This is a genomic window from Agromyces neolithicus, from assembly GCF_039529735.1.
In the GTDB taxonomy this organism is placed as follows: domain Bacteria; phylum Actinomycetota; class Actinomycetes; order Actinomycetales; family Microbacteriaceae; genus Agromyces; species Agromyces neolithicus.
Map to the genome: position 1 here is coordinate 584,435 of NZ_BAAANJ010000001.1, position 25,719 is coordinate 610,153.

General features: G+C 69.5%; 23 protein-coding genes. 11 read left to right on the forward strand and 12 right to left on the reverse strand.

Going from position 1 to position 25,719, the window contains the following annotated elements; genetic code table 11:
• The first annotated feature begins 120 nt into the window (after positions 1-120).
• Positions 121-1,050 carry an NAD(P)-dependent oxidoreductase gene (locus tag ABD164_RS02805; protein ID WP_344293162.1) on the forward strand — a complete coding sequence of 310 codons (930 nt, stop codon included), beginning with the start codon at positions 121-123 and terminating at the stop codon, positions 1,048-1,050.
• 37 nt (positions 1,051-1,087) lie between these two features.
• On the opposite strand, the gene ABD164_RS02810 is transcribed toward ABD164_RS02805, so the two are convergent.
• Positions 1,088-1,693 carry a GIY-YIG nuclease family protein gene (locus ABD164_RS02810; RefSeq protein ID WP_344293164.1) on the reverse strand — a complete coding sequence of 202 codons (606 nt, stop codon included), beginning with the start codon at positions 1,691-1,693 and terminating at the stop codon, positions 1,088-1,090.
• Between the two features lie 216 nt (positions 1,694-1,909).
• Between ABD164_RS02810 and ABD164_RS02815 the strand changes: the two genes are divergently transcribed.
• The 6 genes from ABD164_RS02815 (at position 1,910) to ABD164_RS02840 (ending at position 7,238) form a co-directional block, all read left to right on the forward strand.
• On the forward strand, positions 1,910-2,122 hold the full coding sequence (locus ABD164_RS02815; protein WP_344293166.1) for a heavy-metal-associated domain-containing protein: 213 nt from the start codon (positions 1,910-1,912) through the stop codon (positions 2,120-2,122).
• Positions 2,119-3,075 carry a heavy-metal-associated domain-containing protein gene (locus ABD164_RS02820; RefSeq protein WP_344293169.1) on the forward strand — a complete coding sequence of 319 codons (957 nt, stop codon included), beginning with the start codon at positions 2,119-2,121 and terminating at the stop codon, positions 3,073-3,075. Before ABD164_RS02815 ends, ABD164_RS02820 begins: the two co-directional genes overlap by 4 nt.
• Before the next feature lie 43 nt (positions 3,076-3,118).
• Positions 3,119-5,389 (forward strand): heavy metal translocating P-type ATPase, encoded by a 2,271-nt coding sequence (locus tag ABD164_RS02825; protein ID WP_344293171.1) that lies wholly within the window; start codon positions 3,119-3,121, stop codon positions 5,387-5,389.
• Between the two features lie 49 nt (positions 5,390-5,438).
• Positions 5,439-5,711, forward strand: a complete 273-nt coding sequence (locus ABD164_RS02830; RefSeq protein ID WP_344293173.1) for a YHS domain-containing protein — start codon at positions 5,439-5,441, stop codon at positions 5,709-5,711.
• A 116-nt stretch (positions 5,712-5,827) separates the two neighbouring features.
• On the forward strand, positions 5,828-6,436 hold the full coding sequence (locus ABD164_RS02835; protein WP_344293175.1) for a dihydrofolate reductase family protein: 609 nt from the start codon (positions 5,828-5,830) through the stop codon (positions 6,434-6,436).
• A gap of 136 nt (positions 6,437-6,572) precedes the next feature.
• On the forward strand, positions 6,573-7,238 hold the full coding sequence (locus ABD164_RS02840) for an asparagine synthase (RefSeq protein WP_344293177.1): 666 nt from the start codon (positions 6,573-6,575) through the stop codon (positions 7,236-7,238).
• 27 nt (positions 7,239-7,265) lie between these two features.
• Here ABD164_RS02840 and ABD164_RS02845 read toward each other — a convergent pair whose 3' ends face one another.
• From ABD164_RS02845 to ABD164_RS02860, 4 genes are all read right to left on the reverse strand, one after another.
• Complete coding sequence (locus ABD164_RS02845; RefSeq protein WP_344293180.1) at positions 7,266-8,264, reverse strand: arsenate reductase/protein-tyrosine-phosphatase family protein; 999 nt, start codon at positions 8,262-8,264, stop codon at positions 7,266-7,268.
• Between the two features lie 25 nt (positions 8,265-8,289).
• On the reverse strand, positions 8,290-9,609 hold the full coding sequence (locus ABD164_RS02850; RefSeq protein ID WP_344293181.1) for an FAD-binding oxidoreductase: 1,320 nt from the start codon (positions 9,607-9,609) through the stop codon (positions 8,290-8,292).
• Between the two features lie 166 nt (positions 9,610-9,775).
• Entirely contained in the window at positions 9,776-11,926 is a 2,151-nt protein-coding gene (locus ABD164_RS02855; protein ID WP_344293183.1) for a S9 family peptidase, read from the reverse strand.
• A 78-nt stretch (positions 11,927-12,004) separates the two neighbouring features.
• The gene (locus ABD164_RS02860) at positions 12,005-12,574 is read right to left on the reverse strand and encodes a sugar O-acetyltransferase (RefSeq protein WP_344293185.1); all 570 of its coding nucleotides are present in this window, start codon (positions 12,572-12,574) and stop codon (positions 12,005-12,007) included.
• Between the two features lie 263 nt (positions 12,575-12,837).
• On the opposite strand from ABD164_RS02860, the gene ABD164_RS02865 reads away from it, so the two are divergent.
• Positions 12,838-15,615: an AMP-binding protein gene (locus tag ABD164_RS02865; protein ID WP_344293187.1), complete on the forward strand. Its 2,778-nt coding sequence runs from the start codon at positions 12,838-12,840 to the stop codon at positions 15,613-15,615.
• Here ABD164_RS02865 and ABD164_RS02870 read toward each other — a convergent pair.
• Entirely contained in the window at positions 15,563-16,471 is a 909-nt protein-coding gene (locus tag ABD164_RS02870; protein WP_344293189.1) for a LysR family transcriptional regulator, read from the reverse strand. The genes ABD164_RS02865 and ABD164_RS02870 overlap by 53 nt on opposite strands.
• A 39-nt stretch (positions 16,472-16,510) precedes the next feature.
• On the opposite strand from ABD164_RS02870, the gene ABD164_RS02875 reads away from it, so the two are divergent.
• Both ABD164_RS02875 and ABD164_RS02880 read left to right on the forward strand, forming a co-directional pair.
• The gene (locus ABD164_RS02875; protein WP_344293191.1) at positions 16,511-17,428 is read left to right on the forward strand and encodes an EamA family transporter; all 918 of its coding nucleotides are present in this window, start codon (positions 16,511-16,513) and stop codon (positions 17,426-17,428) included.
• Between the two features lie 73 nt (positions 17,429-17,501).
• Positions 17,502-17,894, forward strand: a complete 393-nt coding sequence (locus ABD164_RS02880; protein WP_344293192.1) for a RidA family protein — start codon at positions 17,502-17,504, stop codon at positions 17,892-17,894.
• A 108-nt stretch (positions 17,895-18,002) separates the two neighbouring features.
• On the opposite strand, the gene ABD164_RS02885 is transcribed toward ABD164_RS02880, so the two are convergent.
• The 6 genes from ABD164_RS02885 to pdxR form a co-directional block, all read right to left on the reverse strand.
• Entirely contained in the window at positions 18,003-18,959 is a 957-nt protein-coding gene (locus ABD164_RS02885; protein WP_344293194.1) for a virulence RhuM family protein/type II toxin-antitoxin system death-on-curing family toxin, read from the reverse strand.
• An 82-nt stretch (positions 18,960-19,041) separates the two neighbouring features.
• Entirely contained in the window at positions 19,042-20,169 is a 1,128-nt protein-coding gene (locus ABD164_RS02890; protein ID WP_344293195.1) for an ABC transporter ATP-binding protein, read from the reverse strand.
• Entirely contained in the window at positions 20,166-21,623 is a 1,458-nt protein-coding gene (locus ABD164_RS02895) for an ABC transporter permease (RefSeq protein ID WP_425545896.1), read from the reverse strand. Before ABD164_RS02895 ends, ABD164_RS02890 begins: the two co-directional genes overlap by 4 nt.
• 107 nt (positions 21,624-21,730) lie before the next feature.
• The gene (locus tag ABD164_RS02900) at positions 21,731-22,765 is read right to left on the reverse strand and encodes an iron ABC transporter substrate-binding protein (protein WP_344293199.1); all 1,035 of its coding nucleotides are present in this window, start codon (positions 22,763-22,765) and stop codon (positions 21,731-21,733) included.
• A 76-nt stretch (positions 22,766-22,841) separates the two neighbouring features.
• A complete protein-coding gene (locus ABD164_RS02905; protein WP_344293201.1) occupies positions 22,842-23,237 on the reverse strand; it encodes a hypothetical protein in 396 nt (131 codons plus the stop codon).
• Positions 23,238-23,295: 58 nt separating this feature from the next.
• Entirely contained in the window at positions 23,296-24,870 is a 1,575-nt protein-coding gene (gene pdxR / locus ABD164_RS02910) for a MocR-like pyridoxine biosynthesis transcription factor PdxR (RefSeq protein WP_344293203.1), read from the reverse strand.
• A 95-nt stretch (positions 24,871-24,965) separates the two neighbouring features.
• Between pdxR and ABD164_RS02915 the strand changes: the two genes are divergently transcribed.
• The gene (locus ABD164_RS02915; protein ID WP_344293205.1) at positions 24,966-25,646 is read left to right on the forward strand and encodes a pyridoxamine 5'-phosphate oxidase family protein; all 681 of its coding nucleotides are present in this window, start codon (positions 24,966-24,968) and stop codon (positions 25,644-25,646) included.
• The last annotated feature ends 73 nt before the right edge of the window (positions 25,647-25,719 follow it).

A 25,719-nucleotide genomic window follows, 5' to 3' on the forward strand; every position in this document is an offset into this window, starting at 1 on the left:
GCGTACTGCGACTTCCGGATCTCGGGCCCTCCCAAACCCAGAATGTCCGTCGAACCCGACGTATCGTGGAGGCGACGGCTGAGAACGGCCGCCGCACCGTCGACGAGGTCGGGAGGGGTCATGGCTGCCATCGCATGGATCGGATTGGGGCACATGGGCGCCCCGATGGCCGGGCACCTGGTCGCGGCGGGGCATGAGGTGCGGGGCGTCGATCCCGTGCCTGAGGCGAGGGCGGCCGCGGCCGAGCAGGGCGTGCAGGTCGTCGACACGATCGCCGAGGCCGTCGACGGCGCCGACGCGGTGTTCACCTCACTGCCGCGCAACGAGCACGTTCGCGAGGTCTACGGCGGCGACGCCGGCATCTGGGCGACGACCCCGGCCGCGGCGCTGCTGCTCGATACGTCGACGGTGGATGTCGCGACGTCGAGGTTCTGCCACGAGACATCCGCAGCTCGTGGGTTCGCGTTCGTCGACGCGCCCATCTCGGGCGGCATCGCCGGCGCCGCGGCCGGCAGCCTGACCTTCATGCTCGGCGGCGAGGCCGACGCCGTGCGGCGGGCCGTGCCGCTCGTCGAACCGATGGCCGGGCACGTGTTCGAGCTCGGCGGGCCGACCATGGGCATCGCCGCGAAGCTCGCGAACAACCTCATGCTGTTCGTGTCGCTCGTGGGCCTCGCCGAGGGGTCGCAGCTCGCCGAGCAGCTCGGTCTCGACGCGGCGACGTTCTTCGAAGTCGCGTCGGTCTCGTCGGGGGAGTCGTGGCCCCTGCGTACCTGGTATCCGGTGCCGGGTGTCGTGACGACGAGCCCGGCGAACCGCAACTTCGACGCGACGTTCTCGACCGTGCTCGCCGAGAAGGATCTCTCGTTCGCGCTCGCCGCCGGCGACGGCGCCGGACTGCACCTGCCCGGCGCGCATCTCGCGCTCGACCAGTTCGAGCGGCTCATCGACGAGGGCTTCGGCGGCAAGGACTGCAGCCTCATCGTGAAGTACGCCTCGGCCGACGGCTCACTGCCATGGTTCGACCCCGAGGCACCGCCGGTCGGGTAGACCTGCCGCCGACCCGCGACCCGTGATGCTGCATTGATCACCCGTGCTGGGCGATCTGGCGACTCACCCACCGATCGAACAGCGCCCAGGGGTCGTCGACGCCTTCGCTGAGTTCGGTCACATGGGCGACGAGGGCCTCATTCGACTCGAACCACTCGGTGCCCGTGATGCGGTGCTCGGCGAACTGCGCGTGCCGCCGCTGTTCGCGCAGTCGACCACCGCGCTCGAACGCGAGCACCTCGTCATGGGGAAGGCTCGCGAAGCGGTGCCGCGGGTTCGCAGAGGTGCCGATCTTGATGCGGTCGCCGTAGCGAAGGTAATAGACGACATCGACTCGGCCGTCGGCGATGGACCCGTCGGGGATCTCGCCGACCCGCCACTCGCACACCGCGCAGAGCCAACCCGACGGGTACCGCACCCCGAGTCTCGACCCGCACGCCAGGCAGGGGCCCGGGAGCAGGTCGGTCAGGCCGAACTCGCGGTCGACCCAGTCGTGTGATTCGAGCATGTGCGCGGTGCAGAGGTCGAGCGGTGCTCGGGCGACGACCGGTGACGTGCAAGCGCCACCGTCGACGATGATGCTGCACGCCCGTGGCACCCGCGAGGCGGTCGCGTCAGGCTCGCCCGATGACTCGGCACTCATGGCAGTACCGTACGGCACGCCGCAGACATCGGTCCGGGGCATCCGCTCAGCGCGGTAGCAGCCGGGTTGCTCATCGCCCCGCTCGCGGCCTACCCTGACCGCCCGCCGCGGCGCCCTGTTGCCACTCACGATCTCGCTTTGCGGAATACCCCATAGGGGTATATTGTTCGGACAAGTACCCGGTAGGGGTACAAGACAACGGAATGAGGATGCGCGATGGCCACGAACGAGTACCAGGTGACGGGCATGACCTGCGGGCACTGCGAGATGTCGATCCGTGAAGAGGTCGGCCAGATCGCCGGCGTGGAGCACATTCAGGTGAGCGCTCAGACGGGAAAGCTCGCAGTGACGGGCTCCGACTCGGTCGACGATGCCCAGGTTCTGGCCGCTGTCGAGGAGGCAGGGTACTCGGCGGTGCGGGCGCTATGAAGACCGGCGCACGTCTTGGCCTGTACGGGCTCGCGTTGGTGGTGGCGTTCGGCGGCGCATTCGGCATCGCCGCAACCATGGTTCCTGTCGGCGCGGTCGCCGCATGGGAGAAGGGGAGTGAGATGAAGGGTCATGAAGAGGGTCACGATTCCGCGAGCACTGCATCGGCACCTGCTGCCGCAGACGCGTTGAAGGGCCTCGCCCTCGGCGTCGACGGGTATGTGCTGTCGCCGGTTGCGGCGCCTGCAACGGTCGGTGAGTCGGGCAAGCTGAGCTTCCAGATTCAGGATGCCTCAGGGGCACCGGTGACGGAGTACACGACCGCACACGACAGGGACCTGCATCTGATCGTTGCCCGGTCGGACGGCAGCCGGTTCCGTCACGTTCATCCGGTGCTCGACGAGTCGACCGGTACGTGGTCGACGCGGTGGGTATGGGCCGAGGCGGGGAGCTACCGAGTGTTCGCCGACTTCACGACGGCAGGTGCCGATGCAGCGCCGCTGACGCTCACGCGCACTGTTCACGTGGCAGGACAGTTTGCTCCTGTCGCACCGCAGCCGACTCAGGTCGATCAGGTCGACGGATTCACCGTCACCGTGGACGGTGAGATGGTGGCGGGATCGTCGAGCGAACTCACGATCGCCGTCACCCGTGATGGTGAACCGGTCACCACCTTGGAACCGTATCTGGGCGCGTTCGGACACCTCGTTGCACTGCGTGAGGGCGACCTCGCCTTCCTGCACGTCCACGCCGAGGGTGACGACCCCGAGGCTGGCGAGACGGCCGGGCCCGAGATTGTCTTCGCGGCAGAGGCCCCCACAGCGGGCCGCTACTTGCTGTACCTGGACTTCCAGGTCGACGGCGAGGTCCACACCGCCGAGTTCGTGCTCGACGCCGCTCACAGTGACCGCGTCACGGAGGCCGAGAGCGGATCGCATTCGGAGGGGCACTGACCGTCAGGTCCCGCCCGTCAGCAGCTAGCAGAAGGAACGACACATGAGCACATCAGCGCCCCCGAACGTGGGCACAGGCGTCGAGTTGGAGATCGGCGGGATGACCTGCGCCTCCTGCGCGATGCGGATCGAGAAGAAGCTGAACAAGCTCGACGGTGTCACCGCGACCGTGAATTACGCGACCGAGAAGGCGAAGGTCACCGTCCCCGACGGGTACGACCCGACACTCCTGATCGCCGAGGTCGAGAAGACCGGATACACCGCCGCCGTGCCCGCACCCGTGGACGGGAAGAAGGCCGGCGCGGCCACCGGCGATGCCGATGACGCCGACCCCGAGCTGACCTCGTTGCGCCAACGGTTGATCGGCTCGATCGTGCTGACCGTGCCGGTGATCGCGATGGCGATGATCCCGGCGTTGCAGTTCACCTACTGGCAGTGGGCGTCGCTCGCTCTCGCAGCACCCGTGATCGTGTGGGCGGCGTGGCCGTTCCACAAGGCCGCATGGATGAACCTCAAGCACGGCACCGCGACGATGGACACGCTCATCTCCATGGGCACGTCCGCGGCGTTCCTGTGGTCGCTGTACGCGCTGTTCTTCGGCACGGCCGGCGCCACGGGCATGACCCACCCGTTCGAGTTCGCGCTCGCGCCCTCCGATGGCGCGGCGAACATCTACCTCGAGGTGGGCGCCGGGGTGACCATGTTCATCCTCGCCGGCCGCTACTTCGAGAAGCGGTCCAAGCGGCAGGCCGGCGCGGCCCTGCGGGCACTGCTCGAACTCGGTGCGAAAGAGGTCTCGGTCCTGCGCGGCGGCGTCGAGGCGAAGATCCCCGTCGAGGAGCTCCAGGTCGGTGACGAGTTCATCGTGCGCCCGGGCGAGAAGGTCGCCACTGACGGGGTCGTGGTCTCCGGCACGTCCGCGGTGGACGCCTCCATGCTCACCGGCGAATCGGTGCCGGTCGAGGTCGCCGAAGGCGACATGGTCACCGGCGCTACGACGAACGTCGGCGGTCGTCTCCTGGTCCGGGCGACCCGGATCGGGTCGGACACGCAGCTCGCGCAGATGGCCAAGCTCGTCGAGGATGCCCAGACAGGCAAGGCGGAGGTGCAGCGTCTGGCCGACCGGATCTCGGGCGTGTTCGTGCCGATCGTGATCGTGATCGCGTTCGCCGCGCTCGGAGGCTGGCTCGGCGCGGGCTTGCCCGTGACCGCTGCGTTCACTGCGGCAGTCGCCGTGCTCGTGATCGCGTGCCCCTGCGCCCTCGGGCTCGCGACGCCGACCGCCCTGCTGGTCGGCACCGGCCGCGGTGCGCAGATGGGCATCCTCATCAAGGGTCCGGAAGTGCTCGAATCCACCCGCAAGATCGACACCGTCGTACTCGACAAGACGGGCACGGTCACCACCGGCAAGATGACACTGGTCGATGTGGTCGTCGAGCCCGGCACCGATCGGGGCGAGCTGCTGCGGCTCGCCGGCGCACTGGAGGACGCCTCCGAGCACCCGATCGCGCAGGCGATCGCCAAGGGGGCGACGCAGGAGGTCGGCACTCTCGCGACTCCTGAGGACTTCGCGAACATCGAAGGCAAGGGCGTGCAGGGCATCGTCGATGGTCATGCCGTGCTGGTGGGCCGCGAGTCACTGCTCGCCGAGTGGTCGCTGCAGCTGAGTCGTGAGTTGGCGTCCACCAAGGCGCGCGCCGAGGGCGAAGGCAAGACCGTGGTCGCGGTCGGCTGGGACGGGCAGGCCCGAGGCATCCTCGTCGTCGCCGACACGGTCAAGCCGACCAGCGCCGAGGCGATCGCACAGTTCAAGGCGATCGGCCTGACCCCAGTGCTGCTCACCGGTGACAACGAGGCCGTCGCCCGGCAGATCGCCACCGAGGTGGGCATCGAGGAGGTCTTCGCCGAAGTCCTCCCGAAGGACAAGGTCGACGTCGTCGCCCGACTGCAGCGAGAGGGCAAGATCGTCGCGATGATCGGCGATGGCGTCAACGATGCTCCCGCCCTCGCCCAGGCCGACCTCGGTCTTGCCATGGGCACCGGCGCCGACGTCGCGATCGAAGCGTCGGACATCACGCTCGTGCGCGGTGATCTGCGCGGCGCGGTCGACGCGATCCGCCTGTCGCGCAGGACGCTCGGCACGATCAAGACCAACCTGTTCTGGGCGTTCGCCTACAACGTCGCAGCGATCCCCGTCGCGGCGCTCGGCATGCTCAATCCCATGCTCGCAGGGGCTGCGATGGCGCTCTCGAGCGTCTTCGTCGTGGGCAACAGCCTGCGCCTGCGCGGGTTCAAGAGCGTCGCCGAACAGTGATGCGACGACCCCACACCACCCACAGAAGGCACGAAAGGAATCACCCACGATGACGAACGACCTCCAGGCGAGCTCCAGCTGTTGCAGCACCAGCGCGCCGAACCCCGCCGCGGCGGGCAACGGCCAAGAGAATCTGCTCGGCGGCATGAGCGATGACATGACCACGTGCCCGGTCATGGTCGGCAGTCCCGTCAGCAAGAACGCAGCGGAAGCGACCGGTCTGTATCGCGACTTCGAAGGCGAGCGGTATTACTTCTGCTGCGCCGGATGCGGACCCGCTTTCGACTCGGATCCCGCCGGGTACGCCGCCAACATGGCGTAGCGACACGGACGCGGGGTTCGCGGCCCGTTCTCTCGCGTCGCGAACCCCGCCTGCCGCGGGCCACTCTCACTCCTGACCGCGGGCAACCGTCGGAGGCCAGGCGTAGTGTGCCCCACATGACGTTCAACGACGGCCTCGTCACGGCCAACATGTCGATCTCGCTCGACGGCTTCGTCGCCGGGCCGAACCAGACGCTCGATGATCCGCTCGGGGAGGGCGGCGAGCGGCTGCACGACTGGATGTTCCAGCAGCCCGATGCAAACCAGGCCATCGTCGACCAGATCCTTGCGCCGAGTGCCTACATCATGGGGCGCAACATGTTCGGGCCCATCCGCGGCGACTGGCCCGACGACCAGTGGAAGGGCTGGTGGGGCGATGAGCCGCCCTACCACGCACCCGTGTACGTGCTCACCCACCATGCGCGCGAACCGCTCGAGATGGCCGGCGGCACGACATTCCACTTCGTCACGACCGGCATCGACGACGCTCTGGCGCGTGCCAGAGCCGCCGCGGGTGAGGGTCGTGTATCGATCGCGGGTGGTGCGAGCACCGTGCGCCAGTACCTCGGCGCCGGCCACATCGACCGCATCATCCTCAGCGTCTCGCCGATCGTGCTCGGTGCCGGCGAGCGACCGTTCGACGGGCTCGGCGGTGTCGCCTTCAAGCCGATCGACGTGCTCGCCAACGAGCTCGCCACACACATCACCTACGACGTGGTGCGCTGACCGCGCCGTGCGGCAGACCTCGGCGAGCGGCATCCGATCGCCGGCATCGCACTCGAGGTGAGACCGTCGATCGCCCGCGATAAACTCGATTCGGCCGCCGAGCGGGCGGTGAATTCACGGTCGAAGGGCGAACGCGATGGCCTTCTGGCGCAAGCGGCCGAAGCGGCGTTTTCGTGCGTTCGACCGTAACGAACTGCCCGAAGCCCCTCAGCCCACCTTCGACGAGATGCTCGCCGAGGGCCTGATGGTTGCCGAGGCGGCGGCGCGGATGACCCTGCGCAACCGATTCGTCATGCATGCGTTGCGCGGTGACGAGCCGTTCGAGCCCGAGCGGGCATCGGCCGCGGCCCGTGAGGTGCTCTACGAACTCGTGCAAGAGGCCGAAGAGGTCGCCGAACGCACCGCCGACGAGCGCGAGGCGGCGGCGCGCCGCGAGGGCCGCAGCTCTCACGAGCACGACTACCGTCGCGCCGACGGGCCGAACCTGAGGCGCCGCGAGAAGGTGTACGCCGCGGTCTCGACCGAACTCTGGACGCGCCGCAGCGATGCCGAGTACCTCGCCGCCCTCGCCGAACGCGCACGCGAAGAGGCGTGGCAAGAAGTGGCGGGGGCGATCGACGCCCGGCTCGCACGCGAGTGGGGCGAGTGGCCGCAGATCGAGGTCGACGAGACCTACGAGGCAGAGCGCGAAGCCCGCGTGCACGACCTGCTGCTCGACCTCGACCGCGATGTGCAGGCGGCCGAGGCCGAGCGCGCTCGACGGGCCAGGGCGGCCGACCCGTTCGGTGACTACGTCGGCTGAACTCGGCGACGCGGCAGCTCGGCTGAGCTATCCGAACCGGCGGCTCGGCTCGCCGACCGAGTGGCTCGGTTCGCCGACCGAGCGGCTCGGCTCGCCGACCGAGCGGCTCGATTCGCGCGCGTTGCCGAGTTCGTCGAGGAGCGCGCGCACGCGCCGCTCGACATCATCGCGAATGACGCGGACACGCGTGAGGGACTGGCCGGCGGGGTCGTCGAGCTCCCAGTCGAGGTAACGCCGACCCGGGTACACCGGGCACGCCTCGCCGCAACCCATGGTGATGACGAGGTCGGCCGCGCGGACGACCTCGTCGGTCAGTGGCTTCGGGAACTCCGTGCCGACCGGCGCACCGATCTCGTCGAGCGCATCGACGGTGGTCGAATGCACGGCGGCCGCCGGCCTCGAGCCCGCGCTTCGTACGTGCACGCGGTCGCCCGCGAGGTGCTTGAGGATCGCCGCGCCGAGCTGCGATCGCCCCGAGTTCTGCACGCACACGAACAGCACCTCGAGGGGGGCATCTGCCGCTCGTTCGGATCGGGCCGTCGCGACCGCGACCATCCGGTCGGCGGCCCACTGCGCGGTCTGGGCGGCGAGGTCGCGCACGCCGTCGCCGCGTGCGACATCGCCGCGTGCGGCGAGCAGGTCATGGCTCTCGCGTACGTAACGGCCCACGGCCTCAGGCGCGAACACGCCCTCGAACCGGTCGGCGAGTTCGGATGCCACGCGCGCGAGCATCTCGTCAGGCGCGTGCGCCGGCACATCGGCCTGCAGCAGTTCATCGACGCGATCGGTGGCGGACGACGCGATCGAGCACCAGACGCGCCCGCCCTCGGTCGAGCACTCGACGACGCCGTCGGAGACGAGCGCGTTGATGTGCCCGCTCACGGTGGGCTGCGTCGCGCCGAGCAGGTCGACGAGTTGCGCGACGTGGCTGCGCCCCTCGGTGCTGTCGCGAATGACACCGAGCATGCGCAACCGAATCGGATCGGTGAGCAGGCGGATGCGTCGGGCCTCGGTCGATCGATCCATCGCGGTGAGTCTAGTGCCGCGACCGTCACCCGGCAGGCGGGATGTTGTGGTTCTGCCGGAAGGCGTTGCCGGGATCGACTTGGGCCTTCACCCGACGCAGTCGCTCGAAGGTCGCAGGCGGGTACATCGACCGCGTGACGTCGTCGCTGCGCTCTGGAGAGAAGCCGCCGTATGCCCCGCGCGTGAACGCCAGGGCGGCGTCGCTGCCCGCCTTCAGCACCGCGACCTGCTCAGGATCGGCATCGGGAGCGACGATCGCGTTGACGAGGAGCAGCGCCTCGGCCTCGCGATACGCGATGGCGGTGGCTTCGGGCGCGACTCGCGAGAACGCCCCGCCGAGTGCGCGCAGCAGCACCATGGTCGGAACCTCGCGAGCGAACTGCGCGGCGACGACGTCGATCGCCTCGTCGGTGAGTTCGGGCACGAAGCCGTTGCCCCCGACGAACTGGAACGGCGGCTTGCCGGGCGGAGCGTCTTCGAGCAGGTCGCCGTAGGTGACCCCGCTGAGCGACACCGACGACACCGAGGGCAGCGACAGCAGCGGCGCGAGCAGGCGTCGCAACTCGTCTTCGGTGCCGCGCAGGGCGACGGCGAGCTGCGGGCCCGACGGCACCTCGGGGGCGAACGGGGGCATGAGCATCAGCGTCGAATTGAGCTCGTCGGGCCCCGCGCGCATGACGTCGCGCCAGGTGCGGATCACACCCGCGACATCGGTCGTGTCGAACGCGACGTGACCGCCGGCGAGCCCATCGACCGGGGCTGCCTGGAAGACGAAGCGGGTGACGACGCCGAAGTTGCCACCGCCGCCACGCACAGCCCAGAACAGGTCGGGGTGCGATTCGGCGTTGACGGTGAGCACCTCGCCCGCGGCGGTGACGAGTTCGACCTCGCGCAGCGCATCGACCGCGAGACCGTGCGCACGCACGAGCCATCCGATGCCGCCGCCGAGCGTGAGCCCGCCCACACCGACCTCTCGGGTGTCGCCCGAGCTGATGCCGAGACCGTGGGGGGCGAGCGCGGTGGCGATGTCGCCCCAGCGCACGCCGCCGCCGACCGCGACGCGGCCGTCGTCACCGACGTCGATCGACGTGAACTCGGCGAGGTCGACGACCAGCCCGTCTTCGACGGGAACCAGCCCGTGGCCGCCACTGCGGACGGCGATCGCCTGCCCCGCGGCAGCGGCCTTCGCGACCGCTTCGGCGACTTCTTCGGCGGTGTGCGGCCGTACGACCGCGTCGGGCTGCCCGACGCCGGCGAAGACGGTGCGGCCGGCGTCGTATTCAGTGTCGCCGGGACCGTAGGCCCGGCTCGGAACGGATTCTCTCAACTCGGTGAGCAACGACATTTCGACAGTCTGGCAGCGGCCACCGACATGCGGAACCGTGCTCGCTCAGCGCGGAACCCATCCGTATGCATGCGCCGCAAAGCGGTCATCCCTGGCCAGGTCAGGAGAATAGGCCCCATGGTCGCCCGTCAGACGGGATGGGCCCCATTCTCCTGAGCTGCCCACCTCACTCCCCGCTCGGGTGCGCCCCCGCCGCGTCGATGACCCAGGCGTACGCGAACGCCCGCTCGCGCCACGCCGAGTACCGCCCCGACACCCCGCCGTGCCCGGCTGCCATCTCGATCTTGAGCAACGGATCGGCCCCGACCTCTCGCAACTTCGCCACCCACTTGGCGGGTTCGACGTAGAGAACCCGGGTGTCGTTCAGCGAGGTCACGGCGAGGATGCGCGGGTAGTGCCTGCCGCCGTGCGCACCGTCGTGCACGTTCTCGAGCGGCGAGTAGCCGCGCATGTACGAGTAGACCTCTTCGTCGTCGAGCGGGTTGCCCCACTCATCCCACTCGATCACGGTGAGCGGCAGTGACGGGTCGAGGATCGACGTGAGCGGGTCGACGAACGGCACTTCAGCGAGGATGCCCGAGAAGTACTGCGGCGCCATGTTCGCGACCGCGCCCATCAGCAGCCCGCCGGCGCTGCCGCCCTGCGCGACGAGCCGGTCGGGGGCCGTGATGTCCTCATCGATCAGGTGCCGCGCCGCGGCGATGAAGTCGGTGAAGGTGTTGCGTTTCTCGAGCTTCTTGCCGTGCTCGTACCAGAGCCGGCCCATCTCTCCGCCGCCACGCACGTGCGCCACGGCGAAGATCATGCCGCGGTCGAGCAGCGACAGCCGCGGAATGCCGAAGCCGGGGTCGATCGAGTGCTCGTACGATCCGTAACCGTACAAGAGGGTTGGCGCGGGATCGCCGAGGGTGACGAGGTCGTGGCGGTACACGAGCGAGATCGGCACCCGCGTGCCGTCGGACGCGGTCGCCCATTCGCGGCGCTGCGCGTAGCGGGTCGCGTCGTAGTCGCCGAGCACGGGCTGGCGCTTGCGCAGCTTTCGCTCGCCGGTCGCCACCACCACGTCGAACACGGTCGACGGCGTCACGAAACTCGTGTACCCGATGCGCAACGTCGGCTGTTCCCACGCGGGGTTGCCGCCGACGCCGACCGAGAACAGCGCCTCGTCGAACGAGAGCTCGTGCAGGGTGTCGTCGGGTGTCGCGTCGGCGGGGATGCCGGCGGGCGGCACCGTTGCGATCGCCACGCGCGGCAGGCCCTCGCGCCGGTACTCGACGGCGACGAAGTCGCGGAACGCATCGACGCCCTCGATTCGCACTGCGGGATTGTGCGGCAGCAGCATCCGTCGTGCCCCCTGCGGGTCGGATGCCGCAACGCTGACCAGCTCGAAATTCACGGCGTCGTCGTTGTGCACGATGAGCAGGCGATCCCTGCCGCCGGCGACGACGTGCTCGACGTCGTATTCGACCCCGTCTTTGCGAGGCCACACCACGGCGAACTCGCCCGTCGGGTCGGCGGTGTCGAGCAGCCACGACTCGCTCGTGACGTTCGACCCCGCCTCGATCATGAGGAACTTGCGGCTGCGGGTGAGGCCGACGCCGAGCCAGAATCGTTCGTCGGGTTCGTGGAAGACCGAGACGTCGTCGGATGCCTCGGTGCCGACCTCGTGCCGCCAGATCGTGTCGGGACGCCAGGACTCGTCGACGGTCGCATAGAAGAGGTAGCGGCCGCTCGGGTCGAACACCGCGCCCGCCGCGGTGCCCTCGATGACGTCGGGGTAGACGCGGTCGGTGCCGTCGACGGCCCGCAGGCGGATCGTGTAACGCTCGTCGCCCTCGACGTCGACGCCGTAGAGCATGGTCGAGCCGTCGGCGGTGACGTCGAGGCTGCCGAGCGAGTAGAACTCGTGCCCCCGGGCCTCGACGTTGTCGTCGAGCAGCACCTGCTCGCCGGGCAGCGGTGCGCCCGAGTCATCCGTCACCGGGGGTTCCCAGTCGTCGGGGGAGGCGACGGGAATCCGGCAGTGGATGCCGTACTGCTGCCCCTCGACCGTTCGGGTGTAGTACCACCAGTCGCCCTCGCGGCTCGGCACGCTGAGGTCGGACTCTTTCGTGCGCGCCTTGATCTCTTCGAAGAGCTGCTCCTGCAGGATCGCGAGGTGCTCGGTCTTCGCGTTCGTGTAGGCGTTCTCTTCATGCAGGTGCGCGACGACCTCGGGATCGTCCTTCGCCCTCAGCCACTCGTAGTCGTCTACGTAGACGTCGCCGTGGTGCACGCGTTCGATCGGTAGCTTGGCGGTCTTCGGCGGAGTGAGCACGTGTCCACGCTACTCGCCGGTGTCGCCGGTCGAGTAGCCGCGCCGGCGGCGTATCGAGTAGACCACGCACTCAGCGCTTCAGTCGGGCACTGAGCGCACCACCCGCGCAGGCGAACCCACGACGATGGAATTCTCGGGCACGTCCTTCGTCACCACCGACGCGGCTGCCACGACCGAATTGTCGCCGATCGTCACGCCCGCGAGCACGGTCACGTTCGCGCCGATCCAGACATTTCGGCCGATGACGATGGGGGCCGGGTGCATGTCGGCGCGGCGGCTCGGGGCGAGGTCGTGGTTGAGCGTGGCCAGCACCGTGTTGTGCCCGATCAAGCAGTCATCGCCGATGATCACGCCGCCCTGGTCTTGGAACCTGCATCCGGAATTGATGAAGATGCGCTTGCCGAGGGTGATGTTCTTGCCGAAGTCGGCGGAGAAGGGCGGGAACATCGTCACAGATTCGTCAACGGGCCTGCCGATCAGCTGGGCGAGCAACTCCCGCACCCGCGCCGGTTCGTGATACCCGCTGTTGAGTTCGCTCGTGATGCGCAGGGCCTCCTGGCTGGTCCGGTGCATGACCTCGTGCAACGGCGAGTCGCCGGTGATGGTGTCGCCGGCGTTCAACGCCTGAAGCAGATCGTCGAGTTCCATGGTGTCCTCTCAATCATCGGAGTGAGCGCGAGTCCACGCTATCCGCCGATGTCGCCATGGGTGCCGGTGGATGTGACGACTCGTGGAGCCGATCACTCCGTCGGTCGAGTAGCCCGCGAAGCGGGCGTATCGAGACCCAGTGCGAGGTCTCGATACGGCGCTGGCGCGCCTACTCGACCGACGGTTACGTGCAGTTCGGGAAACGGGCTTTGGTTAGGCTAAGCTAACTCGTCCCCTTCTCCGCATCACGTAGGAGCACTCCCGTGGCCATTCGATCCGAGCTCGCCGGGCTGGCGCTCGCGCGCGGCCGCATGCAGGATGTCGCGCTCCTGACCGATGACGGCGAGCTCACCTTCGGCGGGTTGCGCGACCGCATCGACGCGCGACGTCTCGAGCTCGGCGTGACGCGGCGGCTCGTGATGATCGAGGGCGCCAATGCGCTCGAGCCGATCGTCACGTACCTCGCGGCACTCGAGGCGGGACATCCGATGCTCTTCGTCGACGGCGACCCGCAGCGGTCGGCGCACCGCGACGCGCTCGTCGCGCGCTTCGATCCCGACGTCATCGCGTCGCCCGCCACAGGCGCGTGGCAGCTCGACGAGCGACGCGTCGGCTCGCGGCACACGCTGCATCCCGAGCTCGCGATGCTCGCCAGTACGTCGGGCTCGACCGGCTCGCCCAAGCTCGTGCGCCTCTCGCACGAGAACCTGCTGAGCAACGCCGTCGCCATCGGCGACTACCTGAACCTCGGCACCGCCGACCGGGCGATCACGACCCTGCCATTGCACTACTGTTACGGGCTCTCGGTCGTGAACAGCCACCTCGCGGCGGGCGCTTCGCTGCGCCTCACCGAGCGGTCGGTGGTCGACGACAGGTTCTGGAACGAGTTCGCCGAAGCCGGGGCGACGTCGTTCGCCGGTGTGCCGTACACCTTCGAGATGCTCGAGGCGGCGGGCTTCGCCGAGCGCGACCTGCCGACACTGCGCTACATCACGCAGGCCGGCGGTCGGCTCGACCCCGAGCGCACGCGGCGGTTCGCCCGGCTCGGACGCGATCGCGGATTCGACTTCGTCGTCATGTACGGGCAGACCGAGGCGACCGCCCGCATGGCGTACCTGCCGCCGGCGCTCGCCGAGAGCGCGGCGGGCTCGATCGGCATCCCGATCCCGGGCGGGCGATTCAGGATCGACGCCCCCGCGCCTGCCGCGCCCGCCGCACTTGACCGCCGAGTCACCCGAAATGGTCGCCCCCGCCCGACGGCAGCGGCGATTCGGGGTGACTCGCCACACCGAGGTGACGCTCCCGCCGGCGAGGCGGTCGGCGAGTTGGTCTATGAGGGGCCGAACGTCATGATGGGCTACGCCGAGGAGCCCGCCGACTTCGCGATGGGCCGCACGATCACCGAGTTGCGAACCGGCGACCTCGCGCGACGGCGCGATGACGGCATGTACGAGATCGTCGGACGCAACAACCGCTTCGCGAAGATCTTCGGGCTGCGCATCGATCTCGACCGTGTCGAACGGCTGTTCGCCGACGAAGGACTCGCCGTGCGTGCCGTGAGCGCCGATGAACAGCTGCTGCTGTTCGTGCTCGCCGACCGGTACGTGCACCGCGTGCATGCGCGCGCGGGTTCGCTGTTCGGTCTCCCGCTGCACTCGATCCGCGTGCACGCCATCGCCGAGTTCCCCCGCACCTCGAACGGCAAGCCCGACAACGCCGCACTCGTGCGTCACGCCGAACTGCTCGCGCACGCGGCATCCGACCCTGCCGACTCGGGCGGCGCCGACACGACGCCCGAGACGGCCCGGTCGCTCTTCGCTGAATTGCTCGGGCGACCGGATGCCTCGCATGACGACTCGTTCGCAGGGCTCGGCGGCGACTCGCTCAGCTATGTCGAGGTGTCGCTGCGGCTCGAGCAACTGCTCGGCGCGCTGCCGCGGCAGTGGCCGACGATGTCGGTGACCGACCTTGCTGGGCTCGCCGCGGAGCGGGCGGCGGCGACTGCCGCGGCGGCGCCCATCCCGAAGGTGTCGGCACCGACGGGCCGTGGTCGGGTCGCGTCAGGTTCGGTGGCCGACAGTGCTGACTCGGGTCGCCGACGTCGACGGATGCCCCGGCTCGAGACCCCCGCGGTGCTGCGCGCGATCGCCATCGTGCTCGTCGTCGGCACCCACTCCGACCTGTTCGTCGTGACGGGCGGTGCGCACCTGCTGCTCGCCGTCGCCGGCTACAACCTCGCACGGTTCCAGCTCGCCGACGTGCCCGGGCGCAATCGCGTGACCGGCCTACTCAAGAGCACCGCCCAGGTGGTCGTGCCCGCCGCGCTCTGGATCGGCGCCGTAGGCCTCATCACCGGCGGATATGCGGCATCGACCGCACTGTTCGCGAACAACTTCGTCGGCGGGGCGCGCTGGGACGACCAGTGGCAGTTCTGGTTCCTCGAGGCGATCGTGTGGGCGATGCTCGCGCTCGCCGCGGTGTTCGCGGTGCCGCAGGTCGATCGGCTCGAGCGGCGACATCCGTGGGCCTTCGCGCTCGGGGTGCTCGCGCTCGCCGCGGCCGCGCGTGTGCTGCTGCTCGGCGGAATCCGCGCCGAGGGCACCGAGCGGTACGCGATCGAGACCGCCGTGTGGTGCATCGCGCTCGGCTGGGTCGTCGCGAGGGCCGCGACCGATCGCCAGCGCATCGTCGCGACGGTACTCACGCTCGTCACAGTGCCCGGATTCTTCGGCGACCCCGCGCGCGAGGCGGTCGTCGTCGTCGGCGTGCTGCTGCTCATCTGGGTTCCGCGCATCCCCGTCGCACGCCTGCTCGTGCCGGTCATCGGTGCACTCGCGGGCGCGTCGATGTTCATCTACCTGACGCACTGGCAGGTCTACCCGCCGTTCGAGGACGAACTGCCGCTCGTGGGCACCGTGCTGTCGGTGGCCGTCGGTGTTCTCGTGTGGAAGGGCTACACCTTCGTGGTCGCGCGCGGGGGCGGGTGGCTCAGGCGACGGCGGCGACCCGCAGGAACGCGAGTGCTGCCGGGCTCGGGTTGAAGTCGCTCCAGGTGAGGTACTCGATGCGGGTCGGGCCGTCGGTGACCGGGATCGTGACCAGGCCTGAATTGGCTGGAACGACTGCCGGGGCGAGCAGCGTGATGGCGAGATCGTGCCTGACCAGGTCGAGCATGAGGTCTGTGCCCATCGCCTCGAATGCCACCCTCCTGGGCACACCGGCCGACGCGAACGCGAGGTCTGAGGGCGCGCGGCCCGGAGTGCCTGCAGGGAAGTCCACGAAGGTCTCGTCGGCCAGATCGCTGAGTCTCAACCGACGTCGTTCGGCCAGGCGGTGCCCAGGGCCGAGCACCGCGACGAGGCGTTCGCGGGCAAGCACCTGGGTCGCCACCCCCCGCGGCAGCGTCGCATCGGGCAGACCCAAGACGGCCACGTCGATGCTGCCCTCGCGGATCGCTTTGATGAACTCGTCGCTCCCGCCTCCGCGAAGCCGGATCTGCACGGTGGGGTGCGCGCGATGGAACTCACCGAGCGCCGCTGGAATGTCGATGGCGGTGACCGTCGGGATGACCCCGATGGTCAGTGTGCCCCGAATCTCGCCGGTCGCAGCGGCAGCGTCGGCGACTGCGCGATCGGCGGCGTCGAGCGCGGCGCGTGCTGCGGGCAAGAACGCGGCACCCGCGTCGGTGAGCTCCACCCGGCGGCTGGTGCGGGCGAACAACTCCACGCCGAGCTCCTTCTCGAGAGACTTGATCTGGTGGCTCAGCGCGGATTGCATAACGAAGCACTTCTCGGCGGCGCGGGTGAAGTTGCGCTCCTCGGCGACGGCCAATACATAGCGCAATTGCTGCAACTCCATCCATCTATCGTGCACCACGATCGTTGGAATGAAAAGCATGTGTTGGACTCATCAATGCGCCCGCGTCAGAGTGGAGTTATGAGCACAACTGAGATGGCCGTTTCGCCTGCGAAGGCAATACCGGGGTCCCGCGCCACGGTCACGATGTCGACGGCGTTCGCTCCGGCGGTGTGGGGAACCACCTACATCGTCACCACCGCGATGCTGCCGCCCGATCATCCGCTGTTCGCCGCGCTGATGCGCTCGCTGCCAGCGGGTCTTCTCGGGCTGCTGCTCGCGCGCACGCTGCCGCACGGGGCATGGTGGTGGAAGGCCATGGTGCTGGGCGTGTTGAACATCGGGCTGTTCTTTCCCCTGCTCTTCATCGCCGCCGAGCGGCTTCCCGGCGGCGTTGCCGCGACGCTGGGGGCAATCCAGCCGATCCTGGTCGCATTCCTCGCAGTGATCGTGCTCTCCGAACGGCTGTCGTTGTGGCGGCTGGCCTGGGGTGTCGTCGGCGTGATCGGTGTCGGAATGGTCGTCCTCGGCCCGGGCGCGGCCTTCGACTCGGTCGGCATCGCCGCGGGCATCGGCGGCGCCGCCGCAATGGGCACCGGCGTGGTGCTCACCAAGCGTTGGGGTCGCCCGCCCGGAGTCAGCGCGGTCGGATTCGCCGGATGGCAACTCACCGCCGGCGGCCTCGTGCTTCTGCTTCCGACTCTGCTCATCGAGGGCCCTCCGGTGAACGTCGACGCTGTCGGCGTTGGGGGTTATCTCTGGCTCGGGCTCGTCGGCGGACTCATCGCCTACACGCTGTGGTTCCGCGGCGTCGGCAGTCTCCCGGTCACGGCGACCGCCCTGCTCGGCCTGCTGTCGCCACTGGTCGCTGCGGTGCTCGGTGTTGCCTTCGCAGGCGAAACACTGAACGAGATCCAGCTCGCAGGCTTCGCTCTCGCACTCGCGGCACTCGCATGCGGGCAACTCACTCCGCGATCGCGGTCAGCCGCGTCTGGCTGAGTGAGGCGTAGCGCGTGCACGTCGGCGCTCGCAGAGTGACGCGAGACGCTCGACCCGGTGCGACAATCAGGGCATGACCCGCGAGACGATCACTGCACCGGATGCACCTGCCCCCGTCGGTCCGTATTCACCTGCCGCATCGGCACCGGGAAGTGAGCTGGTGTTCCTCTCCGGCCAGACACCGATCGATCCCACCACCGGTGGTCTCATCGAGGGCGATGTCTTCGTGCAGACGCAGCAGGTGTTCGCGAACCTCGATCAGGTGTTGGGCGCTGCCGGGCTGTCATTCGCCGCTGTCATCAAGGCCAATGTCTATCTGACGAGCATGGATGATTTCGCTGCGATGAACGAGGCGTACGCGACGGTGTTCCGGGCACCGTATCCCGCCCGCACCACGGTCGCCGTGGCCGGGCTGCCGCTGGGCGCGAGGGTCGAGATCGAGCTCGTCGCGTCGTCCCGCAGCTGATCGACGAGACCACTGGCTCCGACCTCATTGCAGTTCAGGTGACGGCGGCTGTCTGCCGTACGGCGGTCGGTGATGTCGCTCGACTGAGCCTGGGAAACGCGCCGAATCTCACAACCCGTCCACGGCAAGCATGTTCGTGATGAGAGCGATCATCAGATCTTTCTCCTTCGGGTCGCTCATCGCCACCATCAGCGTGATCGCGGCGAGGGCGTTGTTCGTGATCAGAAGGCGACCACCCGGCGTGAGTGCGTCGTTCCGGCTGAGGAAGGTGACGAACAGCGCTGCGGCGGTGCGCTTGTTACCGTCGCTCAGCGGGTGATCTTTGATGACGAGGTAGAGCAGGTTGGCGGCCTTCTGCTGCACGCTCGGGTAGAGCTCTTGGCCGGCGAAGCCTTGGTAGATCGTCTCGATCACCCCGCGCAGGCCGTCGCCGCGTTCCCGGCCGAAGAGTACGTCTCGCGGAAACTCGGCACGGACGGAGTCGATCACCTCACGAGCTTCCTCATGGGTCAGACGCCAACCCGGAGCGCTGCCTTGCGGTGTGTCGAGCGCACCCTCGTCGTATCGACGCAGCAGTTTGAGACTGGGCAGGTAGCCCGTGAGCACGTCGGCGACGCCGGCAACCAGTTCATCCGTGGAACGGCCCAGAATCTGCACGATGGAGCCGAGTTGCTCGAGCCGGCGCTCGTTCAGGGCGGCACCCTCGACCACATATCGCTTCAGCACGTCGTTCGCCCAGCGGCGGAAGTGAACGCCCTCGGTGGACTTGACGCGGTACCCCACCGATATCACCATGTCGAGGTTGAAATGCTCCACTGCCCGTTCGACGATGCGGTCGCCCTCCTGCTGAACTGTCGCAAGTTTTGCGACAGTTGGGACACCAGCAAGCTCTTCACGTCGGGAGTTCGCGATGTGCTTTCCGATCGTCTTCACGTCCCGACCGAACAATGAGGCGAGCTGCTGACGTGTCAGCCAGACAGTCTCACCGTCGGTGCGCACCTCGAGGGCGAATGAGCCGTCGCGAGACCGGTAGAACTGGACACGTGGTTGCACGGCATCGTCCATAGATCCGTCTCCTCCGCCGCGGTCAATCAGTGTAGACACAGTATTGGCTGCCGCCCACAAGAGCGGTCCCGCAGAATGGGGTTCAGGCGACGGCGGGCTGCGTCGCGTCGCCGGTGACGTCGCCGGCGACCTCGTCGGCGACGTAGGCAGCGTCGTGAGACGGGTAGAGCACGGCGCCGCCGTCGACGCGAATCGCCACCCGCGACCCCGGCCTCAGGTCGCCGATCTGGTGCGGCGGCACGCGAAGCGTGATCACTGCGGGGTGCTCGGCGCCGGACGCGCCGGCGAGCAAAGACACCTCGGCGAGCGATCCCATGGGACGCACCTCGTGCACGATGGCGTTGGCCCCCGGGGCATCCGTCACCAGGTCGATCTGCGCCGGACGCACCATCGCCAGCGCGACCCGCGAACCGTTGCTGCGGTCATGCCGCACGCGGATCGTACCCAGCGCGCACTCGGCCACGCCGTCTCGGGGCTTGGCGGGCAGCAGTACAGCTGCCCCCAGGAACGCTGCGATCTCGGCCGTCTCGGGGTCGTCGAACACGGCCGACGGCGAGCCGGCCTGTGCGAGGCGGCCGTCGACCATGACGCCGATGCCGTCGCCGAACGAGAGCGCCTCGTCTTGGTCGTGGGTGACGAGCACCGCGGTCGTGCCCGACAGCTCGAGCGCGTCGATCACGGCGCGCCGCGTGTGCTCGCGCAGGCCGGTGTCGAGTGCGCTGAAGGGCTCGTCGAGCAGGATGATGCCGGGGCGTGGGGCGAGCGCGCGGGCGAGCGCGACGCGCTGCTGCTGGCCGCCCGAGATCTGATGCGGGTAGCGGTCGGCGAGTACCGGGTCGAGCGCGGTGAGCTCCATGACCTCGCGCACGCGAGCGGTGCGGCCGGCGCCGCCCCCGCGCGGGAGGCCGAACGCGATGTTGCCGGCCACGGTGAGATGCGGGAACAGCGCTCCGTCTTGCGCGACGTAGCCGATGCCGCGCCGGTGGGCGGCCACCGAGGTGCCAAGCGCCGCGAGCGTGCGGTCGCCGAGGGTGATGCGGCCTTCGTCGGGCTCGGCGAATCCGGCGATGAGCCGCAGCAGGGTGCTCTTGCCGCTGCCCGAGGCCCCGACGATCGCGGTGCGCGACCCCTGTGCGACGTCGAGCGAGATGGCGTCGAGCACCGGGGTGGAGCCGAAGCACTTCGAGACGCCGATCACGGTGAGATTCATCGGGCACGTCCTCGGGTCTGGGTGAACATGAGCGCGACCGCGGGGATCGACAGCAGGATGAGCAGCAGCGCGTACGGGGCCGCCCCCGGGTAGTCGATCGACGACGCGGCCGACCAGAACTGTGTCGCGAGCGTGCGGGTGCCGGTCGGGGCGAGCAGCAGCGTCGCGGTGAGTTCGTTCGCCGCACCGAGGGCGACGAGTGCGCCGCCGGCTGCGATCGCGGGAACCAGCAGCGGAACAGTCACCCGCGAGCGCGCCACGATCGGAGACGAGCCGAGGGAACGGGCTGCCTCTTCGAGCGACTCGGGCACCTGGGCGATGCCGGCCCGCAGCGACACGAGCGCCCGCGGCAGGAAGACGATTACGTACGCGGCGATCACGGTCGCCGGCGTCTGGTACAGCCCCGGCACCAGCCGCAGCGTGACGGTGACGAGCGCCAGCGCGACGATGATCGCCGGCAGGCTGCTCGCGACGTAATAGGGACCCTCGAGCCACTTGCTGAGCCGCCCCGGGTACCGGCCCGACAGCCACGCCACCGGGAACGCGACGACCACCGCGCCGATCGCGCCGCCGCCGGCGAGCAGCAGGGTCTGCAGCAGGGCGGCCGGCATCTCGGCGAAGACACCGGCGTCGGATGCCCCGAGCCAGCGCACGACGCTGACGAGGGGCACGATCGTGGCCGCCACGCCGAGCACGACGAGGGCCGCCAGCGCGATCGGCTTCGCGCGCCCCAGCTTCGTGAGCTCGGGCGGCTGCGGGCTGCCGCTGCCGACGCGCGCGTACCGATGGCGCCCGCGTGCACCCGCCTCGATGACGAGCAGCACCAGGCAGAGGGTGGCGAGCACCACTCCGAGCGCCGCGGCCGACGAGCCCGCGAACGTCGACTGGTAGGCGACGACGATCGCGGTCGTGAACGTGTCGAACCTGATGAAGGCGAATGCGCCGTACTCGGCGAGCAGGTGCAGCGCGACGATGAGGCCGCCGCCGAGGATGGCGAGCCGAAGCTGCGGCAGGATGACCCTGCCGAACACGGCCCACGAGCCGAGCCCGAGCGACCGGGCAGACTCCTCGAGTGCGGGGTCGAGGCCGCGCATCGTCGCGAGCGCGGGCAGGTAGACGAGCGGGTAGTACGCGAGGGTCGCCACGAGCAGGCCGCCCCACAGGCCCTGGATCGACGGGATCGCGCTGGCCCAGCCGTAGCTGCTGACGAACGCGGGGATCGCGAGCGGCGCGACGAGCAGCACCGAGAAGTAGCGCCGGCCCGGCAGGTCGGTGCGCTCGACGAGCCAGGCGCCGCCCACGCCGAGCACGATCGTCGTGGGCACACCGAGCACGAGCAGCAGCACCGTGTTGACGAGCAGCTCACCGACCCGGGGCCGGAAGATGAGCGGCGCCAGGGCATCCCAGCCGAGCTCGAGCACGGTGGCCACGACGTAACCGACCGGGATGAGCATGCCGACGGCGAGCACCACGACGATCGCGATGAGAGATGCGGGCGGTCGCGGGGTACCGGCGCCCGACCGGCCCGCGTCGCGGGTCGGGGCTGCGATCGCCGTGCCGGTCAGAGCAGCCCCGCCTCCGTCATGAGGTCGATGACCTCGGGTCCGTTGAGGGTCGACGGGTCGATGACGGGTGCGTCGAGGGTGTCGAGCGCAGGCAGCGGCGACTTCGCGGGCACACCGCTGGCGACGGGGTACTCGAAGCTGTAGCCCTCGCCGAGGATCTGCTGCCCGGCCTCGCCCGCGAGGAACGCGAGGAACTGCTGCGCCTCGTCTTGATGGGCGCTCGACTTCAGCACGCCGCCGCCTGACACGCTCACGAACGCCCCGGGATCTTGGTTGCCGAAGTAGTGCAGCTCGGTGTCGCCACTGTTCTCCTGCGTGCCGTCTTGATCGCGGAACCAGTAGTAGTGGTAGATGACCCCGCCGGGCACCTCGCCCGCGTTGACGGCCTTCATCGTGGCGATGTTGTTCTGGTAGATCTCGGCGTTCTGCTTCATGCCGTCGAGCCACGCCGAGGTCGCCTCGGCACCTTCGAGTTCGAGCACGGCAGAGACGATGGCCTGGAAGTCGGCGCCGCCGGGCGCGGCGCCCCAGCGACCCTGCCACTGCTCATCCTGCAGGTCCATGAGCGACGCCGGCAGCTCGGACTCGTCGAGCAACTCGGGGTTGTACACGAACACGGTCGAACGAGCGGCGATGCCGGTCCACAACCCGCTCGACGGGCGGTACTGCTCGGGCACGAGGTCGATCGTCGCCTGGTCGATGGGCGCGAGCAGGCCGGCGTTCTCGACGAGCGACATGGCGGGCGAGTTCTCGGTGAGGAACACGTCGGCCCGCGACGCCTCGCCCTCTTCGACGAGCTGGTTGCCGAGCTCGCTGTCGTTGCCGTTGCGCAGCACGACCTCGATGCCCGTCTCTTCGGTGAACGCCGCGACCCACTCTTCGGTGAGCTGCTCGTGTTGGGCGTTGTAGATGACCAGGGCGTCTTCAGACGGAGCCTCATCGCCGGGCGTCGTCGAACCCGCGCATCCCGTCAGTGCGAGCGCGGCGACGGCCAACGGCGCGATGGACAAGACGATTCGGCGGGATCTCATCGAGGTCCTTCAGGTCATGGGCAGGAAAGGCTATCCTAACCTGCCGGCGGCCTGTGCCACTACGGCGAGGTCGACCTCACTCGGTGACCTCGACCTCCGAGACCTCCCACTGGTCGCCGCCGAGGCTCTTGATGACGCCGCGCACGCGCTGCCCGTCGCGCTCGGCCTGGAACGCGGTCACGCCGGGCTCGCCCGGTTTCTGCACCACCTCGGCCGAGAAGGTCGGCGAGGTGTAGCCGATCTCCTCGAGCGCCTTGCGGCGTTCGCCCTGGTCCCACGCGCCGGGCATGATCGCGAACATGCCCACGGCGGCCAGCACGGCGAGCAGGAAGAGCGACGTGCCGAGTTCGCGGACGCCCTTCGCGTGGCGGCGGGTGCCGAGACTCGAGATCACGACGCCGGCGATCGCGATGACGACGGGGATGACGAGGGGCCATGCGTTCCATGGCGGGACGGTGACGATCTCGTTCATCGGCTCGGTCGGCTCTCATCGCAGCGGCACGCGTAGGGGCGACGCCGATCGCTGAATATTACCGTTTCGCCGTATGCGCGTCGAGGATCGATTCGCGAATGCAGGCGAGTGCTTCGGCGAGCAGGGTGTCGCCCGGGCTCGCGTAGCCGAACACGATTCCCTCGCGCTCGTCGCCCGGCACGGCGGAGTAGTCGGCGAGGGGTGCGACCGCGATGCTCGCGTCAGCGAGGCGGGTGACCACGGCATCGGATGTCCCGGCCGCGTCGAACTCGATCACCGCATGCAGCCCGCCGTCGAGTCCTGAGAGCCGCGCGCCGGGCAGTTCGCCGAGCGCGGCCTGCACGAGCCGGCGCCGGTGCGCGTAGTCGCGGCTCGTGACGGCGATGTGTCGCCGCACGGCACCGCTCGCGAGCAGGGCGGCCGCGGCTTCTTGGGCGACGCCGGGCACGGGGCATTGCTCGGCGTCGCGCAGCTCTGCGATCGCCTCGCGCAGACCGGGGTTGGCCGGCAGCACGAGGTACCCGAGGCGCAGCGCCGGGGTGAGCACCTTCGAGAAGCTGCCCACGAGCACGACCCGGCCCTCGTCGTCGAGCGAGGCGAGCGCGGGCAGCGGCGGCCCGAGGTGACGGAACTCGCTGTCGTAGTCGTCCTCGATCACGAGGGCGTCGGCGTCGCGGGCCCAGTCGAGCAGCCCGAGACGGGCCGCGACCGGCAGCCGCCCGCCGAGCGGGTACTGGTGGCTCGGCGTGACCATGACGGCGTCGGCGGGTCGCGGCATCCGGCGCAGGTGTTCGAGCGAGATGCCGTCGACGTCGACCGGCACCGCGGTGGTCTGCACCCCGCGGTGCTCGATGACGCGCCGCCCCGACGGGTAGCCGGGATGTTCGACCGCGATCGTCGGCGGCCCGCCCCCGCGCAGTCGAAGCGTCGCCGCGATGAGCGACAATGCCTCGCTCGTGCCCGCCGTGACCACGATGTCGTCGGCCGCGCACACCACGCCGCGCGCGTGCCGCAGGTGGTCGGAGATCTCGGCGCGCAGGCGGGGCACCCCGAACCGCGGCGGCGAGTCGTTGGACACCTCGAGTGCTGCTGCGCGTCGCCACGCCGCTCGCCACGCGCGGGCGTCGAGCCGCGCCGTCGACGGGCGCCCGGGTCGCAGGTCGATGCGCGGGGCCGGTGCCTCGGGCATCGCCGGCGCATCCTCGCCCGCCGCAGCACCCGCTCCTCCCGCCGAGTCACCCCGAAATGTCGCGGGCGCCGCGGCGGAGCGACCATTCGGGGTGACTCGCGAGAGGTCGGGCGCGGATGGGTCGGGCGCGGATGGCCGATCGGCGGATGTCGCGGGGTGCGCGGCGTCGCGGACGATGTGCGCGGCGCCGTCGCGGGCGAGCTGGGCGACGCGCGTGGCCGCTCCCTGACGCATCTCGAGGTAACCCTCGCCGGCGAGCTGTTCGTAGGCCGACACGACCGCGCTGCGCGAGACGCCGAGCTCTGCCGCCAGCGCTCGCGTCGACGGCACAGGGTCGCCGGGCCGCAGCACGCCGCCGAGGATGCCGCGACGCACGCCCTCGACGAGCTGCACGCCGATGGGGGTGCCGGCGGTGCGGTCGAGCACGAGCAGTGGGCCGTCCATGTGCCTCCCGCCGGGACATCCGATCGTGAACTGGACTGGTCAGTCACGCGCGAACTGGACTGTTCGCACGACCAGTGTACGGCGAGACTCGCAGTGTGACCATCATCGAATCCCCCGCCCCCCGCCGCATCCGCCGCCTCGCCGAGCGCCAGACCACCGACCGGTCGGCCCTCTTCGAGCTGCTCGACACCGAACTCGTCGGGCACCTCGCGGCGGTCGTCGACGGCATGCCGGTCGTCGTGCCGATGGGCTTCGCGCGCGATGGCGAGCACGTGCTCGTGCACGGGTCGACGGGTGGCGGATTCGCGCTGCGCGCCGCCGCAGAGCACGCCACCGTCGCCTTCGCCGTGACCGCGCTCGACGGGCTCGTGTACGCCCGGTCGCTCTTCGACAGCTCGATGAACTATCGCAGCGCGGTGGCGTACGGCGTGCTCGAGCCGGTCGCCGACGACGAGGCCGAGGCCGCGCTGCTCGCGCTCGCCGAACGGCTGATGCCCGGCCGCTCGGCCGAGGTGCGGCCGACGAGCCGCAAAGAGCGCGCGTCGACTCGCGTGCTTCGGCTGCCCCTCGACGATGTCGTGATGAAGGTGCGCGCCGCAGGCGCGAGCGAGGCCGTCGACGATGGCGAGGACCACTCGGTGTGGGCCGGCGTCGTGCCGCTCGCGCGGGCCTGGGGCGAGCCGGTGCCCTCAGTGCTGACCCCTGCGCAAACCCCGGTGCCCGGTTCGGTGATCGCCCTGACGACGGGCGCGACCCGAGACCACAGGCTTTCGTGATGGAAAGGAGGTGCCCCATGTTCGCAACAATGATCGTGCTCGGACTGATCGCGGCCGCGTCGCTCGTCGCCGG

Bases quoted from the DNA above. Each gene is read 5' to 3' on its own strand.
- ABD164_RS02860 (WP_344293185.1), bottom strand. From the start codon at position 12,574: ATGGAACTCGACGATCTGCTTCAGGCGTTGAACGCCGGCGACACCATC.
- ABD164_RS02820 (WP_344293169.1), top strand. From the start codon at position 2,119: ATGAAGACCGGCGCACGTCTTGGCCTGTACGGGCTCGCGTTGGTGGTG.
- ABD164_RS02840 (WP_344293177.1), top strand. From the start codon at position 6,573: ATGGCCTTCTGGCGCAAGCGGCCGAAGCGGCGTTTTCGTGCGTTCGAC.
- ABD164_RS02805 (WP_344293162.1), top strand. From the start codon at position 121: ATGGCTGCCATCGCATGGATCGGATTGGGGCACATGGGCGCCCCGATG.
- ABD164_RS02835 (WP_344293175.1), top strand. From the start codon at position 5,828: ATGACGTTCAACGACGGCCTCGTCACGGCCAACATGTCGATCTCGCTC.
- ABD164_RS02815 (WP_344293166.1), top strand. From the start codon at position 1,910: ATGGCCACGAACGAGTACCAGGTGACGGGCATGACCTGCGGGCACTGC.
- ABD164_RS02905 (WP_344293201.1), bottom strand. From the start codon at position 23,237: ATGAACGAGATCGTCACCGTCCCGCCATGGAACGCATGGCCCCTCGTC.
- ABD164_RS02875 (WP_344293191.1), top strand. From the start codon at position 16,511: ATGAGCACAACTGAGATGGCCGTTTCGCCTGCGAAGGCAATACCGGGG.
- ABD164_RS02810 (WP_344293164.1), bottom strand. From the start codon at position 1,693: ATGAGTGCCGAGTCATCGGGCGAGCCTGACGCGACCGCCTCGCGGGTG.
- ABD164_RS02825 (WP_344293171.1), top strand. From the start codon at position 3,119: ATGAGCACATCAGCGCCCCCGAACGTGGGCACAGGCGTCGAGTTGGAG.
- ABD164_RS02895 (WP_425545896.1), bottom strand. From the start codon at position 21,623: ATGCTCATCCCGGTCGGTTACGTCGTGGCCACCGTGCTCGAGCTCGGC.
- ABD164_RS02900 (WP_344293199.1), bottom strand. From the start codon at position 22,765: ATGAGATCCCGCCGAATCGTCTTGTCCATCGCGCCGTTGGCCGTCGCC.
- ABD164_RS02890 (WP_344293195.1), bottom strand. From the start codon at position 20,169: ATGAATCTCACCGTGATCGGCGTCTCGAAGTGCTTCGGCTCCACCCCG.
- pdxR (WP_344293203.1), bottom strand. From the start codon at position 24,870: ATGGACGGCCCACTGCTCGTGCTCGACCGCACCGCCGGCACCCCCATC.
- ABD164_RS02845 (WP_344293180.1), bottom strand. From the start codon at position 8,264: ATGGATCGATCGACCGAGGCCCGACGCATCCGCCTGCTCACCGATCCG.
- ABD164_RS02880 (WP_344293192.1), top strand. From the start codon at position 17,502: ATGACCCGCGAGACGATCACTGCACCGGATGCACCTGCCCCCGTCGGT.
- ABD164_RS02870 (WP_344293189.1), bottom strand. From the start codon at position 16,471: ATGCTTTTCATTCCAACGATCGTGGTGCACGATAGATGGATGGAGTTG.
- ABD164_RS02850 (WP_344293181.1), bottom strand. From the start codon at position 9,609: ATGTCGTTGCTCACCGAGTTGAGAGAATCCGTTCCGAGCCGGGCCTAC.
- ABD164_RS02885 (WP_344293194.1), bottom strand. From the start codon at position 18,959: ATGGACGATGCCGTGCAACCACGTGTCCAGTTCTACCGGTCTCGCGAC.
- ABD164_RS02830 (WP_344293173.1), top strand. From the start codon at position 5,439: ATGACGAACGACCTCCAGGCGAGCTCCAGCTGTTGCAGCACCAGCGCG.